Source organism: Pseudomonas sp. QC2 (assembly GCF_002859085.1).
Lineage (GTDB): Bacteria > Pseudomonadota > Gammaproteobacteria > Pseudomonadales > Pseudomonadaceae > Aquipseudomonas > Aquipseudomonas petroselini.
This window is the reverse complement of record NZ_PKKS01000023.1, coordinates 720,868-736,229: the sequence shown is the minus strand read 5'-3', so window position 1 is coordinate 736,229 and position 15,362 is coordinate 720,868. Positions and strand designations below refer to the sequence as shown.

At 62.8% G+C, this 15,362-nt stretch carries 13 protein-coding genes and 1 pseudogene; 10 read left to right on the top strand and 4 right to left on the bottom strand.

Annotated elements, in window-relative coordinates:
* Together QCBJ_RS24225 and dinG are read right to left on the bottom strand one after the other, a co-directional pair.
* Complete coding sequence (locus tag QCBJ_RS24225) at nt 1–2,298, bottom strand: beta-galactosidase (protein ID WP_102061755.1); 2,298 nt, start codon at nt 2,296–2,298, stop codon at nt 1–3.
* Nucleotides 2,299–2,386: 88 nt separating this feature from the next.
* Nucleotides 2,387–4,531, bottom strand: coding sequence for an ATP-dependent DNA helicase DinG (gene dinG / locus QCBJ_RS24220; RefSeq protein WP_012722636.1), 2,145 nt, complete (start codon nt 4,529–4,531; stop codon nt 2,387–2,389).
* 99 nt (nt 4,532–4,630) lie between these two features.
* Between dinG and QCBJ_RS24215 the strand changes: the two genes are divergently transcribed.
* Nucleotides 4,631–5,095, top strand: coding sequence for a CopD family protein (locus QCBJ_RS24215; RefSeq protein ID WP_046036647.1), 465 nt, complete (start codon nt 4,631–4,633; stop codon nt 5,093–5,095).
* A gap of 101 nt (nt 5,096–5,196) precedes the next feature.
* Here QCBJ_RS24215 and QCBJ_RS24210 read toward each other — a convergent pair whose 3' ends face one another.
* Complete coding sequence (locus tag QCBJ_RS24210; protein WP_102061754.1) at nt 5,197–5,955, bottom strand: collagen-like protein; 759 nt, start codon at nt 5,953–5,955, stop codon at nt 5,197–5,199.
* A gap of 147 nt (nt 5,956–6,102) precedes the next feature.
* On the bottom strand, nt 6,103–6,798 hold the full coding sequence (locus QCBJ_RS24205; protein ID WP_064054979.1) for an OmpA family protein: 696 nt from the start codon (nt 6,796–6,798) through the stop codon (nt 6,103–6,105).
* A gap of 190 nt (nt 6,799–6,988) precedes the next feature.
* Between QCBJ_RS24205 and QCBJ_RS24200 the strand changes: the two genes are divergently transcribed.
* The 9 genes and pseudogenes from QCBJ_RS24200 (at nt 6,989) to QCBJ_RS24160 (ending at nt 15,297) form a co-directional block, all read left to right on the top strand.
* Complete coding sequence (locus QCBJ_RS24200) at nt 6,989–7,486, top strand: DUF6231 family protein (protein WP_012722632.1); 498 nt, start codon at nt 6,989–6,991, stop codon at nt 7,484–7,486.
* 4 nt (nt 7,487–7,490) lie between these two features.
* Entirely contained in the window at nt 7,491–7,961 is a 471-nt protein-coding gene (locus QCBJ_RS24195) for a YchJ family protein (RefSeq protein ID WP_012722631.1), read from the top strand.
* Between the two features lie 19 nt (nt 7,962–7,980).
* Nucleotides 7,981–8,463, top strand: coding sequence for an LEA type 2 family protein (locus QCBJ_RS24190; RefSeq protein ID WP_064054977.1), 483 nt, complete (start codon nt 7,981–7,983; stop codon nt 8,461–8,463).
* Entirely contained in the window at nt 8,460–8,672 is a 213-nt protein-coding gene (locus QCBJ_RS24185; protein ID WP_102061753.1) for an SEC-C metal-binding domain-containing protein, read from the top strand. Before QCBJ_RS24190 ends, QCBJ_RS24185 begins: the two co-directional genes overlap by 4 nt.
* Before the next feature lie 282 nt (nt 8,673–8,954).
* A pseudogene (locus QCBJ_RS24180) lies at nt 8,955–9,050 on the top strand (ABC transporter ATP-binding protein); the annotation flags it as partial.
* Nucleotides 9,051–9,155: 105 nt separating this feature from the next.
* Complete coding sequence (locus tag QCBJ_RS24175) at nt 9,156–9,800, top strand: glutathione S-transferase N-terminal domain-containing protein (protein ID WP_012722629.1); 645 nt, start codon at nt 9,156–9,158, stop codon at nt 9,798–9,800.
* A gap of 172 nt (nt 9,801–9,972) precedes the next feature.
* Nucleotides 9,973–12,414: a penicillin acylase family protein gene (locus tag QCBJ_RS24170; protein WP_102061752.1), complete on the top strand. Its 2,442-nt coding sequence runs from the start codon at nt 9,973–9,975 to the stop codon at nt 12,412–12,414.
* Between the two features lie 247 nt (nt 12,415–12,661).
* Nucleotides 12,662–13,666, top strand: coding sequence for a ligase-associated DNA damage response exonuclease (locus QCBJ_RS24165; protein WP_012722627.1), 1,005 nt, complete (start codon nt 12,662–12,664; stop codon nt 13,664–13,666).
* Nucleotides 13,663–15,297: an ATP-dependent DNA ligase gene (locus QCBJ_RS24160; protein ID WP_093544027.1), complete on the top strand. Its 1,635-nt coding sequence runs from the start codon at nt 13,663–13,665 to the stop codon at nt 15,295–15,297. The genes QCBJ_RS24165 and QCBJ_RS24160 overlap by 4 nt, the downstream gene beginning before the upstream one ends.
* The last annotated feature ends 65 nt before the right edge of the window (nt 15,298–15,362 follow it).

Sequence of the window (15,362 nt, the reverse complement as noted above, 5' to 3'; positions counted from 1 at the left end):
TCAATGGCCATTCCCAGCGTGTCCGCCTGCATGTCCGGCGCCCTGCCCCGCGCCTTTGCCGTCGTGCCCGTCCCTGCCGCCTTCGTTTTCACGCACGGCGCCGGCCGCCTTGGCCTTTTCCGCTTCCTTGCCCAGTTGATCAACCGCCGCCAGATTGCTTTTGCGCACACTGTCGACAAACCCCTGGAACGGTACATCGGTGATGCCCACCAGGCCGAAGTGGCCATTTTCGCCGTCGAGCAAACGCCCGGTCACCGGCTGGTCCAGGTACTGGAACCAGTGCACACCGACAATCGAGGGTTCGGCCATGGCCTGCTTGAGGAAATTGCCATAGGCCGCGCCGCGGTCTTCTTCCTTGGCCAACTGCGTCACGCCGCCCCAGAACGGCCCACGGTCGGCCGAGCCGAAGTTGAATTCGGTGATCAGCACGGGTTTGTCCAACGCCCGCAACGCGGCGAAGTCATAACCGTCCTGGGGTTTGAGGGTGTACATGTTGAAGCTCAACACATCGCAGTACTGCGCGCAGGAGGCCACGGCTTCCGGCGTGCTGACCGCATACCGGCCGCCCAACAGCAGGTGGTTGGGGGCGTGCCATTTCAGCGAGTCGGAGAGGGTCTTGAAGTAAGCATCCGCGAACGTCTTCTGGAAGTACTTGAAGTCAGCTTCGATTTCCGGGTGCTCGGGGTTGGGTACCGGCGGCTCGAAGCCGGGGTCTTCCATCAGCTCCCAGCCCTTCAACTCGATGCCCCAGGCTTTCGACAGGCCTTCTTCGTTGCGGTACTTGTCGCGCAGCTGCTTGAGGAAGGCACGCTTGGCCGGCACATCGGTGGTCATGCGCAGGGTGCCGTAGGCCAAGGCGTAACGGGACTTGGGATCGTCACCAGGGCCGGCCCAGGCCAGTTCGTTGTCGGCAAAGAAGCCAATCAACCACGGGTCATCACGATGATCGCGGGCCGCAATGGCCACGGCGCGTTCGGTGGCCATGGCAAAGCGCGGGTCGAACGGGTCGGGCATGCCGCCCCACCAGTCGGTGCCGGTACTGATGCTGGCGTAGTCGCCGACAATCGACAGCGGCAAGGTGTAGGGCACACGGTCAGCGCTGGCCAGGCTCTCGTCGCTCCAGTTGCCGACGGTGTTGAAACCCCAGGCTTGCAGGCGGTCGAGGGTGTGCGTCATCCAGCGTTTCTGGTCAAACCCTTCACCGCCATAAGTGCGCTGCAGGTTGGCGCCGTAAAAATCATACCAACGCCCGGCGCCAAAGCTGCGCCCTTCGCCCGCGCCGTTGCCGGTGCGGTTGTCGCTGCTGCCGTAATACTTGTCGAAGGGTTCGCCGCCTTTAGGCAGCGCGCCGAACATCCATTCACGGCCGGCGACGTAGGTCTGGCTGTTGTCCGGGGCCACGGTATTGACGCCCAGGGAGTAGAACGGATGCCCCTCCGGCGTCACCAAGTACCAGCGCCCATCGCGCTTCTCGGTGCGGAAAAACCCGCTGGCGTCGAACGCCGGGCCTTTGCTCCAGCCGCCATATTGGTCCAGGGCGGATTTATCCCGCGTGGCCAGCCAGCCCTGCAGTTGCTGTTGCTCCTTGGCGGCGGCGGACTTGAGTTGCTCGTCGCTGCTGACTTTTTCCGGCCAGCGCGCGCGGGTGGATTGACCGTAGGCATCCACCAGTTCGCTGTAGGCGGCCTTCAGCACCGGCTCGCTGTCCTGCACGCCGAAACGCTCCAGCAGGATGCTTTGGGCGGCGTTGGGCTTGATCATCGACAACGTCACCGAAACCACCTGGCTGCGGTCGATCTCACCCGCGCTGCTGGCGAGCAATACGCGCTGGCCGTCCACGGTGATCGGCATCGGCGGACCGGCCTTCATGCCCTGGCTCAGCGGCGAGTTGGCCTGCAGCGGTACCAACAGCGTCTGCGCCGGGCCGGCGGGCAGGTCGACGCGACTGACCAAGGTACGGCCATCACTGCTCTGCACCTTGACGTAGAGCGTCAGCGCCCAGTCCATCGCACTCTGGATGCGCAGGCTCATGGCCCCCGACTGGGACCAGTCCCAGGTACCGGTTTGCGGGCTGAGGACCAGGCTCGGTTCGGCGGCCGCGTTGAAGGTGATGCGGCGCAGCACTTCGCCTTCGGGCGTTTGTTCGGCGTTGTACTGCGGCAGGCTGGCGTCCTGGGTCGCCACCTTGACCACATCGGCAGGCCGGACGAAGTTGAACAAGGTCTGTTGCCCAGCAGGCGCGGCCATCAAGGGCGCGGCGAACAGCAAGGCAAAAAGGGCGGGCAGCGTGCGAATCATACGAACAAGGTTCTCCCAGACGGCCGGTGAATGGCCTGATGACATAATTGAGATAGACCACGAAGTGGGCGAATCCGCCCACGGTGGCTTAAGAAATTTCGCGCCTGAACGGCGGCAAGGCATTGAGGATAGCCTTGCCATAGCGTTGGGTGACCAGACGGCGGTCGAGCAAGGTGATGGTGCCCCGGTCTTCTTCGGTACGCAGCAAGCGACCGCAGGCCTGGACCAGCTTCAAGGAAGCATCCGGCACCGAGATTTCCATGAACGGATTACCGCCCCGAGCCTCGATCCACTCGGCCAAGGCCGCCTCGACCGGGTCATCCGGTACCGAGAACGGGATCTTGGCGATCACCACGTGTTCGCAGTAGGCGCCGGGCAAGTCGACACCTTCGGCGAAACTCGCAAGGCCGAACAACACGCTGGAGTCCCCACCATCCACCCGCGCCTTGTGTTTGTTCAGGGTCTCCTGCTTGGACAGGTTGCCCTGGATAAACACCTGCTTGCGCCAGTCACGGTCAAGGCCGTCGAACACGTCCTGCATCTGTTTGCGTGAAGAGAAGAGCACCAGGGTGCCGCGCGAACCCTCCACCAATCCCGGCAGGTCACGAATGATTGCCGCCGTGTGCGCTGGCGCATCCCGTGGGTCGGCCTTGAGGTCCGGCACCCGCAGCACACCCGCATCGGCGTGATGGAACGGGCTCGGCACCACCGCGGTGACGGCCTTTTTCGGCAGGCCGGCGCGCATGCGGAAACGGTCGAAGGTACCCAGTGCGGTCAGCGTGGCCGAGGTCACCAGGCAGCCGTAGGCTACGTTCCACAGGTTGCGCCGCAGCATTTCGGCCGCGAGGATCGGGCTGGCGTTGACCTCGATGTCGAACAACGCGCCGCTTTCCGACAGGGTCAGCCAGCGCGCCATGGGTGGGTTGTCTTCCGGGTCTTCGACGGTGAAGGCGGTCCACAACTCCCAGTTACCTTGGGAACGCGACAACAGGCTGCCGAACAGCGGATACCATTCTTCGGCCTGGTTGCTGGCGATACCAATGTTGACCTCGCCGTCCATGCCCTCTTTGAGCAGGTCAGTGAGGCGGGTGAACAAGTCGGTCAGGCGTGAAAAGCCCTTCTTCAGCTCAATGCCCATTTCGCGCATGTGCTCGGGGATCAACCCGCCGACGAAACGGTGACGCGGCCGCTCACGGCCCTCGACGTCTTCGCCGGGCTTGAAGTCGGCTACCTGCTCGCAGGCGCTGAACATGAACTGCTGCTGGGTCTTGATCTCCCGCGCCAGTTCCGGCACCTGTTCGATCAGCTTGCCCAGATCGCCGGGCAGCGGGTGCTGGGCCAGCAACTTGGTGAGGTTCTTGGCGGTGGTTTCCAGCCAGTCGGCGGTGGAGCGCAGGCGTGTGTAGTGGGCGAAGTGGCCGATGGCCTTGTCGGGAAGGTGATGCCCTTCGTCGAAGACGTAGAGGGTATCGCGCGGGTCGGGCAGTACAGCGCCGCCGCCCAGGGCCAGGTCGGCCAGGACCATGTCGTGGTTGGTGACGATCACATCGACCTTGCCCATGCCTTCGCGGGCTTTATAAAAAGCGCATTGACCGAAGTTGGGGCAATGGCGGTTGGTGCATTGGCTGTGGTCGGTGGTCAAGCGCGCCCAATCGGCGTCTTCCAGGGCGGTGGGCCAGCTGTCGCGGTCACCGTCCCATTTATTACCGGCCAGTTTCTCGATCATGCTGGTGAACAGCTTCTGGCTGACTTCATCCACCTCGATCTTGAAGCCTTCTTCTTCAAACAGCGACGCCGTAGCGGTTTGCGCGTGGCCTTCCTGCAACAGCACGTCAAGCTTGGACAGACACATGTAGCGCCCACGGCCCTTGGCCAGGGCGAAGGTGAAGTTGAGGCCGCTGTTGCGCATCAGGTCGGGCAAGTCTTTGTAGACAATCTGCTCTTGCAGGGCGACGGTGGCGGTGGCGATCACCAGCCGCTTGCCGGCGGCCTTGGCGGTCGGGATCGCGGCCAGGCTGTAGGCCACGGTCTTGCCGGTACCGGTGCCGGCCTCGACGGCCACGACCGCGGGCTCACCCTCGCGGCGACCTTCGTCGTCGGTGTCGATATCCCCGAGGACCTTGGCCACTTCGGCGATCATCAGGCGTTGGCCATAACGCGGTTTCAAGCTCTTGGCTTCGAGAAAACGCGAATAGGCGCCCTGGATCGTGGTTTTGAGTTCAGTGCTGATCATGGATAGTCGGGCGCAAAAAACGCTGGATAAATTTTCAGTGGTTCGGATCGGCCGCTATCATACCCCGCTAATTAATCCCGCGCAGAACGGAGTACCACAATGACCGCGTTTAGCCTCGCTTACACCCTGCATGTATTGGCCGCCCTGGTGTGGGTCGGCGGTATGTTTTTCGCCTGGATGATCCTGCGCCCCGCCGCAGTGGCGGCACTTGAAGGCCCTGCCCGGCTCAAACTGTGGGCGAATGTGTTTCAACGTTTTTTCGTGTGGGTGTGGGTGGCGGTGCTGGTTTTGCCGATCAGCGGTGTGGGCCTGCTGCAACTGCGTTTCAGCGGTTTTGAGACGGCGCCGCGTTATGTGCAGGTGATGATGGGTTTGTACCTAGTGATGACGGCGCTGTTTATCCGCATTCAGGCCTTGAAATTCCCGGAACTGCGCAAGGCGGTGGCGGCCGAAGATTGGCCGGCGGGTGCAGCTGCGTTGGGTCAGATTCGCAAGCTGGTGGGAATCAATCTGATCGTGGGGTTGTTGGTGGTGGCAATTGCTTCAGCCCGGCCGATGTTCTGAGGCAACCATTAGTCCACTATCGGGAGCACCCCCCCTCCCACATTTGGAATGCATTCCAATGTGGGAGGGGGCTTGCTCCCGATAGCGCCAGGCCAGCCGATTTAGAGCCGCTGGATAGTCACAGTGCCCGCTGGCCCAGCAGGCCCCGGCTGCCCTTCCAACCCTGGGCGGCCTTTCTCGCCACCGTCGGCGCGGTACACCAGGCAGCCCTTGGACGCGCCGCCGCGACCCGGTTTACCCGCCGTGCCCGCCAGGCCACCGGGGCCACCGTCCACCCACACCTTGATCTGCTGCGCGGGGAAGTCCTGCGGCAACTCAACCCGCACCTGCGCACCGGCCGCGCCGGGCAAACCATCGCCGCCGTTATCACCATTGGCACCACGACCGGCCGAGCCCCACGTGCAACCCGGATCTTCGCCATTGGCGCCATCCAGACCGGCATAACCTTGGGCACCGGCACCGCCACGGGCGTCTACCGAGAGTTCTTCAGCGGCCAGGGAATTGATGCGCAAGGTCAGGTCACGCCCGGCCTTGGCAGGTTTTTCATGGGTACCGGGAGCGCCGCGTGAGGTGATCTGGCTGCCGTGGTCCAACTGCGCATGGCGCACCTGCAATTGCAGTGCGGTGTTGCCGGGCACAATGGCGATGCGGGCGTCGCGGCCCAAATGCAGCTCATCCACCGTGACCTGGCTGATGGTGGCCGGAATCAGCAAGGTGCCGTAGTCCGCCACGTCCAGGCGCTCCAGCTGCAACACACTGGTGCTGCTGGGCAGGCGCATCAGCGAGTTGGTTTCAACACTGACGCTCTGGGCCAGGGCAACGGGGCTGACCAACAGGGCCAACAGAAAAACCTTACGCATCATGGGGCTCCTGACTTATTTCTGATTTTTTCTTTGGACGCACAGTAACGACTTCCACGGGCGCTTTGCCAGTGAAGGATCAAAAAAGTTAATAAAGGGGGAGGATTGGCAGCAATGCCCCTGTGGATCCCACAGGGGCAAGGGCCGTCAGCGGTTGATCTGGATTTCCGTGCGGCGGTTCAAGGCGCGGCCTTCAGCGGTTTTGTTGTCGGCTACCGGATGGCTCTCGCCCGCGCCGGTCACCGAGACAAAGTTGCTGCGCGGCACACCGGCGCCGATCAGGTAATCGGTGACCGAATGGGCGCGTTTTTCCGAGAGCCTTTGGTTGTAGGCATCTTTGCCGACGCTGTCGGTGTGGCCACTGACCCGCAGTTGGGCGCCAGGGGCTTCCTGTTTCAAGCGCGTGGCGACGGTATCGAGCTTGGTTTTATCCGCCGCCGTCAACTGGGCCGAATCGAACTGGAAGTGCACATCACGAATCACGATGGTTTCCTCCTTGACCACCACGACTTCCTCAACCACCACCGGTGGCGGTGCGGGTGGGCAACCGTCGGCGTCCACCTGCACACCTTTCGGCGTGCCCGGGCACTTATCGCGGCTGTCCGGCACGCCATCGCCGTCCTCGTCGCCATCGCCGTGCACCCAGCAATAGGCACCGGCCATGCCGCCGACCAGCAACGCGCCGTAGCCTGCGTAGGCCGAGCTTTCAGTGGCACCGATCGCCGCGCCGGTCACGCCGCCAACCGCGGCGCAGGTGGGCCAATCGGTTTTTTGCAAGCCTGCGCAACCTGTCAATACTCCGGTTAGCAGAACCAAGGGTAGAGCTGTCCGCATGATGCTCATCTGATTTCTCCTGAGGGGATCGGCGGGGGCCGATGGGTGGAGTAAAGACGGCTCTTTTCATCTGCGCCACTACGCCGCGGCCCCGTATTCATTGAGGCTCGTCGCTTTTGTAGGACTTTTCACTGCCACCCGCTCTAGGCCCACACGCTCAGCCGCGCTAGTCTCTACGGTCCTGATGTGAGGATCTCTGATGACCGCCGGTATTTCTGCCCGTACACCCCAGCAAGCCCTGGCCGCCTTGCTCGACTTGCACCAGCCCAAACGCCTGCTGCTGTTGGGCGCCAGCCAATTCCCGGCGCTGGAGGCGTTTCAAGCGGCGCACCCCGACACCCAAGTAGCCCTCGCCCCACCCGGGCCACTGCCGGCGGAGCTGGCGGCGCAGCGTTTTGACCTGGCACTGGTGGTCGATTGCCTTGAGCACCTGTCAAAACCGCAAGGCCTGACCCTGCTGGGCGGCATCCGTAACCTCAACGCCAGCCGCATTGCGGTGCTGGTGGACCTGGGCGCCTGCGACTGGAAGGACACCGACTTCTTCTCCCTGGCCCTGCAGGCCGGCGAGCGTTTCCAGCGTGACGAGCAGGTTCTGACGCTGTTTACCTACGATCTGCTTGACTATAAACAGGTGCCGGACTGGCTCAACGCCCGCTTTTGGGCCAACCCGGAAAACTTTGGAAAGTATTGGTGGTAACCCGATGAGTACATCCATTTGCCCCTGCGGCAGTGGCAACCTGCTGGATGCCTGCTGCGGCCATTATCACGCCGGGCACCCGGCGCCCTGCGCCACCGCGTTGATGCGCTCGCGCTACAGCGCCTATGTGCTGGGCCTGGTCGACTATCTAGTGGCTACTACTTTGCCCGCGCAACAGGCGGGCCTGGACCGCCATGCCATCGGTGCCTGGAGTGCCCAGAGCACCTGGCTCGGCCTTGAGGTGGAAAGCTCCGAGGTGTTCGGCGGCCAGCCGGAACACGCGTTCGTGACCTTCACCGCGCGCTGGCATGACAGCACCGGTGAACATAGCCACCGCGAGCAGTCCTCTTTCGTACAGAATGACGGGCGCTGGTACTTCATCGACCCGACGGTGGAAGTGAAGGTCGGGCGCAATGATGCCTGCCTGTGCGGCAGTGGGCAGAAATTCAAGAAGTGCTGCTCCAGCTACCTCTAACCACGACAGGACTCACGCCATGCTTCGAATGTACAGCTTGATGCTGGCGTTAACCCTCACCCTCACCGGCTGCGCGTCGTGGTTCGAAGACGATTCGCCCCCTCCTCACGTCTCCTTGGTGAAAGTCGAGGTGGTGCGCGCCAAGCTGCTGGAGCAGAAGTTCAAGCTGTACTTTCGCGTGGACAACCGCGACGACGCCGACCTGACCGTGCGCGGCCTGATCTACAAGGTCACCCTGGGCGACTTCGTGCTCACCGAGGGTGAGTCTGACGAATGGCTGACCGTACCGCCGCGCAGTCATAAGTTTTTCCGGGTGTCGGTGCGCACTAACCTCTGGCCGCAGATCCGTGATGTGGTGCAGATGTTGAAAAAACCCGACCGGCCCGTGCCCTATCGCCTGGAGGGTGAGCTGAAAACCGGATTATTCATCGGTTATGACGTGCAGGTGAACCACAATGGCGAGATAATCCCCGGCGATTTTATTCCGGAGCGACATCGATGACTCAGCAACCCCATGTCCATGGTCCTGACTGCAACCACGATCACGATCACGATCACGATCACCATGATCACGACCACGGCCATGTCCACGGCCCGAACTGCGGCCACGCCCACCAGGAGCCGGTGCGCAATGCCTTGAAGGACGTTGGTCGCAACGATCCTTGCCCCTGCGGCAGCGAGAAGAAATTCAAGAAGTGCCACGGGGCTTAATGCCCTGACCCTGTAGGAGCGGACTTGCTGTGGTGAGCGGGCTTCCTGTGGTGAGCGGGCTTGCCCCGCGCTGGGCTGCGCAGCAGCCCCAACACATTCAACGCGGTCTCTCAGACACAACCCAACCTCAGGTTTTAGGGCCGCTTCGCGCCCCAGCGCGGGGCAAGCCCGCTCACCACAGCAAGCCCGCTCGCCGCAAAAACAACCCCACTTCCCACCCACTAGCCGAACGTTCAGCCAGCAGTGCGCGGCCTTGCGCGTCGTCCCCAGGTGATGCTGCCGGACCCGGCGCTGTTTGCCGAGGTGTATGGCGTGCAGGTGCGTATCGAGCGGTGCTCGCAGCGGTCGCTGCAGGTGTTGGTGGATGGCGCCGTGTGATTGGCTTCTAAGGGTATGCGCAAATGTTTCATTGAATTTTCGCACACCCAACATTACCTATACCTACAGGCATCCGCTCAAGCATCACCACTTTTGGAGAGCTTCATGATCGACTTGTATTACTGGACCACCCCCAACGGCCACAAAGTATCGTTGTTCCTGGAAGAAGCCGGCCTGCCCTATAAGGTGCACCCGATCAATATTGGCCAGGGCGACCAGTTCAAGCCTGACTTCCTGAAGATCGCTCCCAACAACCGCATTCCCGCCATCGTCGATCAGAACCCGACCGACGGCGGCGCGCCGATTTCGCTGTTTGAATCCGGCGCGATCCTTTTGTACCTCGCGGAAAAAACCGGCCAGTTCATCCCAAAAGACCTGCGCGGTCGCCAGGAAGCGCTGCAATGGCTGTTCTGGCAAATGGGCGGCCTGGGGCCGATGGCGGGCCAGAATCATCACTTCAGCCAGTTCGCGCCGGAGAAGATTCCTTACGCGATCAAGCGCTATGTGGAGGAAACCGCGCGTCTTTACGGCGTGCTGGACCGGCGTCTGGCCGGTCGTGCGTTCGTGGCGGGTGAGGACTACAGCATTGCCGACATGGCGATCTACCCATGGATTGTTTCCCACAAGTGGCAGAGCCAGCGCCTGGAAGATTTCCCACACGTGCAACGCTGGTTCAACAGCATCAAGGAACGGCCGGCGACGGTTCGGGCGTATGAACTGGTGCAGAAAGTGAACCCGCCAAAGGCCTGATCACCATTTTTACATTCCACTCGTTCAAATGTGGGAGGAGGCGTGCCCTCTCCCACATTGTTGTGTGTCCGTCTCACGATCTCACGCAATTGCCAAAACTCCCGCTTGCGTCGTCCCGCCGCGCTCACTAACGTAGCGCCTTTACTGACGCTACCCCCGCAGGAGCTTTGCCATGGCCTCGCCAGCCCTCTCACATTTTCTTCCCCGGTTCGGCGTTGCCGCGGCAGTGGCCAGTGCATTAAGCCTGGCCGGTTGCCAGCTCCAGAGCACCCAGGACACCCTGACCCCTGTTGCCGGCGTACAGCCGATCAAAGGCCTGGCGCAGAACGTATCGGTACGCCGCAATGCCCAAGGCATGCCGCTGATCGAAAGCAACACCTTCCATGACGCGCTGTTCAGCCTCGGTTACGTGCACGCCAGCGACCGCATCACCCAAATGGTCACCCTGCGCCTGTTGGCCCAGGGTCGCCTGGCGGAAATGTCCGGACCCGACGTACTGGATGTCGACCGCTTCATGCGGGCGGTCAACCTTAAGAAAAGCGCCGGCGAGCTGTATAACGCCTCCAGCCCACGCCTCAAGCGCTTTTTTGAAGTGTATGCGCGTGGCGTCAACGCCTACCTGTTCCGCTACCGCGACAAGCTGCCGCCGGACCTGGCCCAGACCGGCTACAAGCCCGAGTACTGGAAGCCGGAAGATTCGGCGCTGCTGTTCTGCCTGCTGAATTTCAGCGAGTCGGCCAACCTGCAGGAAGAAATTTCATCGCTGGTGCTGGCGCAGAAAGTCGGCGTCGACAAGCTGGCCTGGCTCACGCCAAGCGCGCCGGATGAAGCGATCCCGCTGGCCGAGGCCGAGAAACTCAAGGGCGTCAACCTGGGCCAGGTCACCGGGCTCGCCGGGCTGGACGCGGTTGGCCAGCAACTGAGCAGTCTCAATTCACTGGCGGTCACCACCTCGAGCAACTGGGCGATCGGCCCGCAACGCAGCCGCAGCGGTAAAAGCCTGCTGGCGGGCGACCTCGCCGCCCAGCCGCAAGCGCCGTCGCCCTGGAGCTACGTGCAGATCCGCGCACCCAAGTACCAGGCCGTGGGCGCCTCGATTGCCGGCCTGCCGACGCTGTTGTCCGGCTTCAACGGCAAAGTCGCGTGGAGCATGAGCACCGTCAAGGGCGACACCCAGGACCTGTTCCTGGAAAAAGTCAGACGCCAGGGCAGCGCGTTGTACTACGAGAACAACGGTAAATGGCTACCGGCGGGCGTGCGCAACGAAACCTTCTTCGTCAAAGGCCAACGCTCGATTCGCGAAGTGGTGTACGAAACCCGCCACGGTGCCCTGCTCAACAGCAGCCAAGCGCTGACCACTGGCCTGGGCCTGGCCCTGCAAACCGCCGACTTCAAGGACGACAAGAGCCTGGACGCGTTCTTCGACCTGTCCCGCGCACAAAACGCCGGTAAAGCCTCGGACGCGACCCGCGAGATTCGCGCCATCGCGCTGAACATGGTGTTCGCCGACGCCAGCAACATTGGCTGGCAAGTCACCGGCCGCTTCCCCAACCGCCGCGAAGGCGAAGGCCTGTTGCCGTCACCGGGCTGGGACACACGCTTCGACTGGGACGGTTACGCCGACGCGATGCTGCACCCCTATGACCAGGACCCGCCGCAAGGCTGGATCGGCACTGCCAACCAACGCACCGCGCCGCGCGGTTACGGCATGCAGTTATCCAACTCCTGGGACGCCCCGGAGCGCAGCGAGCGCCTGGCGCAACTGGCCAATGCCGGCAAGCATGACAGCCGTAGCATGATCGCCATGCAGTACGACCAGACCACCACGTTCGCCGCCAAGCTCAAGACTATGTTCCAGGCGCCCGGCATGGCCCAGCCGCTGAAACAGGCGATTGATGCGCTGCCAGCGGCCGAACAGGCCAAGGCCCGTGAAGCGCTGAGCCGCCTGATGGCTTTTGACGGTCGCCTGGTGGCCACTTCCGCCGACGCCGCGCTCTACGAACTGTTCCTGCAGGAAAGCACCAAGCAGATCTTCCTCGACGAACTCGGCCCGGAAAACAGCGCCAGCTGGAAGGCATTTGTCAGCAACGCCAGCCTGTCCTATGCCGCCCAGGCCGACCACTTGCTGGACCGTGAAGACAGCCCATTCTGGGATGACGTGCGCACCCCACAGAAAGAAGACAAACCGGCCATTCTAGCCCGCAGCCTCGCCGCCGCGATCAGCGTCGGTGACAGCCAGTTGGGTGCCGATCACAAGGCCTGGCAATGGGGCAAACTGCACACCACCACCTGGAAAAACATCAATGGCCAGGTGATTCGCGGCCCACTGGCGTCCGGTGGTGACCACAACACCTTGAACCCGGCGCCCTACAGCTGGGGCCAGGACTTCACCACCACCCAAGTGCCGGCGCTGCGCATGATTGTCGACTTCGGCCAGGCGGAACCGATGATGGGCCAGGGCGGCATCGGCCAGTCCGGCAACCCGGCCAGCCCGAACTATGCCACTGGCATCGACCCGTCGCTCAAGGCGCAATACCTGAGCTTCCCGATGCAACCGCAGAATTTCGAGAAGGTGTATGGGAAGGCGAGGCTGACCCTGACGCCCGGTAAATAACCGGGTCAACGTGTGGGGTGGCTTGTTGTGGTGAGCGGGCTTGCCCCGCGCTGGGGCGCGAAGCGGCCCCAACCCAGTTACCACGTGTTTCCAGTCAGAAACAGGTCGCCTGGTTTTAGGGCTGCTTCGCAGCCCAGCGCGGGGCAAGCCCGCTCACCACACAAGCCCGCTCACCCCAAATAGTTAATCGAACTTCTCCTCCTCCGCCCGCCTCCTACCTGATAAGCCCACCTCCCCCGGTCACCCCATGGACCTCGTCATCGCCCGCCCCGAAGGCCTCTACTGCCCCGCCGGAGATTTCTACATCGACCCCTGGCGCCCGGTGGAACGCTCGGTCATCACCCACGCCCACGGCGACCATGCTCGCACCGGCAACCAGCACTATCTGGCGGCCGCTCCCGGCGAAGGTATCCTGCGTTCACGCCTGGGCCAGGACATCAACCTGCAGACCCTGGCCTATGGCGAAAAACTTCTACACCATGGCGTCACCCTAAGTTTCCACCCGGCCGGGCATGTGCTCGGCTCGGCCCAGGTGCGCCTGGAATACCAGGGTGAAGTCTGGGTCGCGTCCGGCGACTACAAGGTCGAGCCCGACGGTACCTGCGCGCCCTTCGAACCGGTGCGTTGCCACACGTTTATCACCGAATCCACCTTCGGCCTGCCGATCTACCGCTGGCAGCCCCAGGCGCAGATCTTCGCCGGGATCAACGACTGGTGGCAGGCGAACATCGCCGCCGGCAAAGCCAGCGTGTTGTTCTGTTATTCCTTCGGCAAGGCCCAGCGCATCCTGCATGGTATCGACGCCAGCATCGGCCCGATCCTCAGCCACGGCGCGGTCGAGCCGTTGAACCGGGTGTACCGCGAGGCTGGCATCTACATCCCTGAAACGCTTTACGCCGGTGACTTCAAGAAGACCGATCCGCTGTTACGCCAGGCCCTGATCATCGCCCCCCCGTCTGCGGGCGGCAGCAGTTGGATCAAGCGCTTCGGCGACTACAGCGACGCCTTCGCCAGCGGCTGGATGCGCTTGCGCGGCACCCGCCGACGACGCGGGGTCGACCGTGGTTTTGTGCTGTCGGACCACGCCGACTGGCCGGGCCTGTTGTGGGCCATCGAGCAAACCGGCGCGGAACGGGTGATGGTGACCCACGGTTCTGTCGGCGTATTGGTACGCCATCTGCGGGAAAAAGGCCTGGATGCCATGGGTTTCACCACTGAATACGGCGATGACGAAGAGGAGGCCAGCGCATGAAGGCCTTCGCCGAGCTGTACGCCAACCTCGACGCCACCACCTCGAGCAACGCCAAGCTGGCGGCGCTGCAGGCGTATTTTCGCCATGCCGCGCCGGAAGATGCAGCCTGGGCCGTGTACTTTCTGTCCGGCGGACGGCCGCGGCAATTGGTACCCACGCGTCTGTTGAGGGACATGGCCACCGAAGCGTCCGGCATCGAGCCGTGGCTGTTTGAAGAGAGCTACCAGTCGGTGGGCGACCTGGCGGAGACCATTTCCCTGCTGCTGCCGGAATCCCCCTACACCTCAGAAGACGGCCTGGCGGTGTGGCTGGAGGAAAAACTCTTGCCTCTGCGTGGCCTGCCTCCGCTGGACTTGGCAGCACGGCTCCCTGCGTTATGGGCGCAACTGGATCAGCCGAGCCTGATGGTGTGCATCAAGTTGATCACCGGCAGTTTTCGTGTGGGTGTGTCGAAGTTGCTGGTCACCCGCGCCCTTGCCGCGATGGCCGAACTCGACAGCAAGCGCGTGGCCCAGCGGTTGGTGGGCTACACCGATCTGTCCAATCGCCCTACGCCTGAGGGCTACCTCAAGCTGATCGCCCCTGAATCGTCCGACGAACATGCGCAACGGGGCGGGCAGCCTTATCCGTTTTTTCTCGCTCACGGCTTGGCGCAACCGGTGGAGCAGTTCGACACCTTGCTGGGTTCTCCCGCCGATTGGCAGGTCGAGTGGAAGTGGGATGGCATCCGTGCGCAGTTGGTCAAGCGTGACGGCCGTCTGTGGATCTGGTCACGGGGGGAAGAGCTGGTGACCGAGCGCTTCCCCGAACTCCACAGCCTGGTGAGCGGCTTGCCCGACGGCACGGTGATCGACGGCGAGATCGTGGTGTGGAAAGACGCGGTGCAACCCTTCGCTCAGTTGCAACAGCGCATCGGCCGCAAAACCCTGAGCAAAAAGGTACTGGAGGATGCCCCGGTCGCGGTCCTGGCGTACGACCTGCTGGAACATCAGGGTGACGACTGGCGCAACCACACCCAGGCCGAGCGCCGCGCCCAGCTTGAGCAGGTGATTGCCGGGTGTAACCAGCCTGTATTGCTGGCGTCCCCTCTGCTGACGGCAAACAGTTGGCAGGACCTGGCAGAACAGCGCGAAGCCTCCCGCAGCCTCGGCGTGGAAGGCATGATGCTCAAGGCGCGTGATGGACTGTACGGCGTGGGCCGTACCAAGGACATGGGCGTGTGGTGGAAGTGGAAGGTCGACCCGTTCAGCGTCGACGCGGTGTTGATCTACGCCCAACGTGGCCACGGCCGACGCGCCAGTCTCTACAGCGACTACACCTTCGCGGTGTGGGACGGCCCGTCCGGCAGCGAACGTACGCTGGTGCCCTTTGCCAAGGCCTACTCAGGGCTGACCGACGAAGAGATGCGCAAGGTCGACGCGATTGTGCGCAAGACCACGGTGGAAAAGTTCGGCCCGGTGAGCAGCGTGACGCCGAGCATGGTGTTTGAATTGGGGTTTGAAGGGATTGCCCTGTCCAAGCGGCATAAGAGCGGGATTGCGGTGCGGTTTCCACGGATGTTGCGCTGGCGGCAGGATAAATCCGTGGAAGAAGCTGACAACCTCGCCACCCTGCAAGACCTCCTGACCTGACACCGACCAACATGACCTTAAATGATGCACTGAATTTTCAATGCCCATTTTCGGGCATCACCTAC

What these genes read in the sequence shown, in the direction of transcription:
- QCBJ_RS24175 (WP_012722629.1), top strand. Translation starts at nt 9,156, where the DNA reads ATGATCGACTTGTATTACTGGACCACCCCCAACGGCCACAAAGTATCG.
- QCBJ_RS24205 (WP_064054979.1), bottom strand. Translation starts at nt 6,798, where the DNA reads ATGAGCATCATGCGGACAGCTCTACCCTTGGTTCTGCTAACCGGAGTA.
- QCBJ_RS24160 (WP_093544027.1), top strand. Translation starts at nt 13,663, where the DNA reads ATGAAGGCCTTCGCCGAGCTGTACGCCAACCTCGACGCCACCACCTCG.
- QCBJ_RS24165 (WP_012722627.1), top strand. Translation starts at nt 12,662, where the DNA reads ATGGACCTCGTCATCGCCCGCCCCGAAGGCCTCTACTGCCCCGCCGGA.
- QCBJ_RS24210 (WP_102061754.1), bottom strand. Translation starts at nt 5,955, where the DNA reads ATGCGTAAGGTTTTTCTGTTGGCCCTGTTGGTCAGCCCCGTTGCCCTG.
- QCBJ_RS24190 (WP_064054977.1), top strand. Translation starts at nt 7,981, where the DNA reads ATGCTTCGAATGTACAGCTTGATGCTGGCGTTAACCCTCACCCTCACC.
- QCBJ_RS24200 (WP_012722632.1), top strand. Translation starts at nt 6,989, where the DNA reads ATGACCGCCGGTATTTCTGCCCGTACACCCCAGCAAGCCCTGGCCGCC.
- QCBJ_RS24195 (WP_012722631.1), top strand. Translation starts at nt 7,491, where the DNA reads ATGAGTACATCCATTTGCCCCTGCGGCAGTGGCAACCTGCTGGATGCC.
- QCBJ_RS24170 (WP_102061752.1), top strand. Translation starts at nt 9,973, where the DNA reads ATGGCCTCGCCAGCCCTCTCACATTTTCTTCCCCGGTTCGGCGTTGCC.
- QCBJ_RS24225 (WP_102061755.1), bottom strand. Translation starts at nt 2,298, where the DNA reads ATGATTCGCACGCTGCCCGCCCTTTTTGCCTTGCTGTTCGCCGCGCCC.
- QCBJ_RS24185 (WP_102061753.1), top strand. Translation starts at nt 8,460, where the DNA reads ATGACTCAGCAACCCCATGTCCATGGTCCTGACTGCAACCACGATCAC.
- QCBJ_RS24215 (WP_046036647.1), top strand. Translation starts at nt 4,631, where the DNA reads ATGACCGCGTTTAGCCTCGCTTACACCCTGCATGTATTGGCCGCCCTG.
- dinG (WP_012722636.1), bottom strand. Translation starts at nt 4,531, where the DNA reads ATGATCAGCACTGAACTCAAAACCACGATCCAGGGCGCCTATTCGCGT.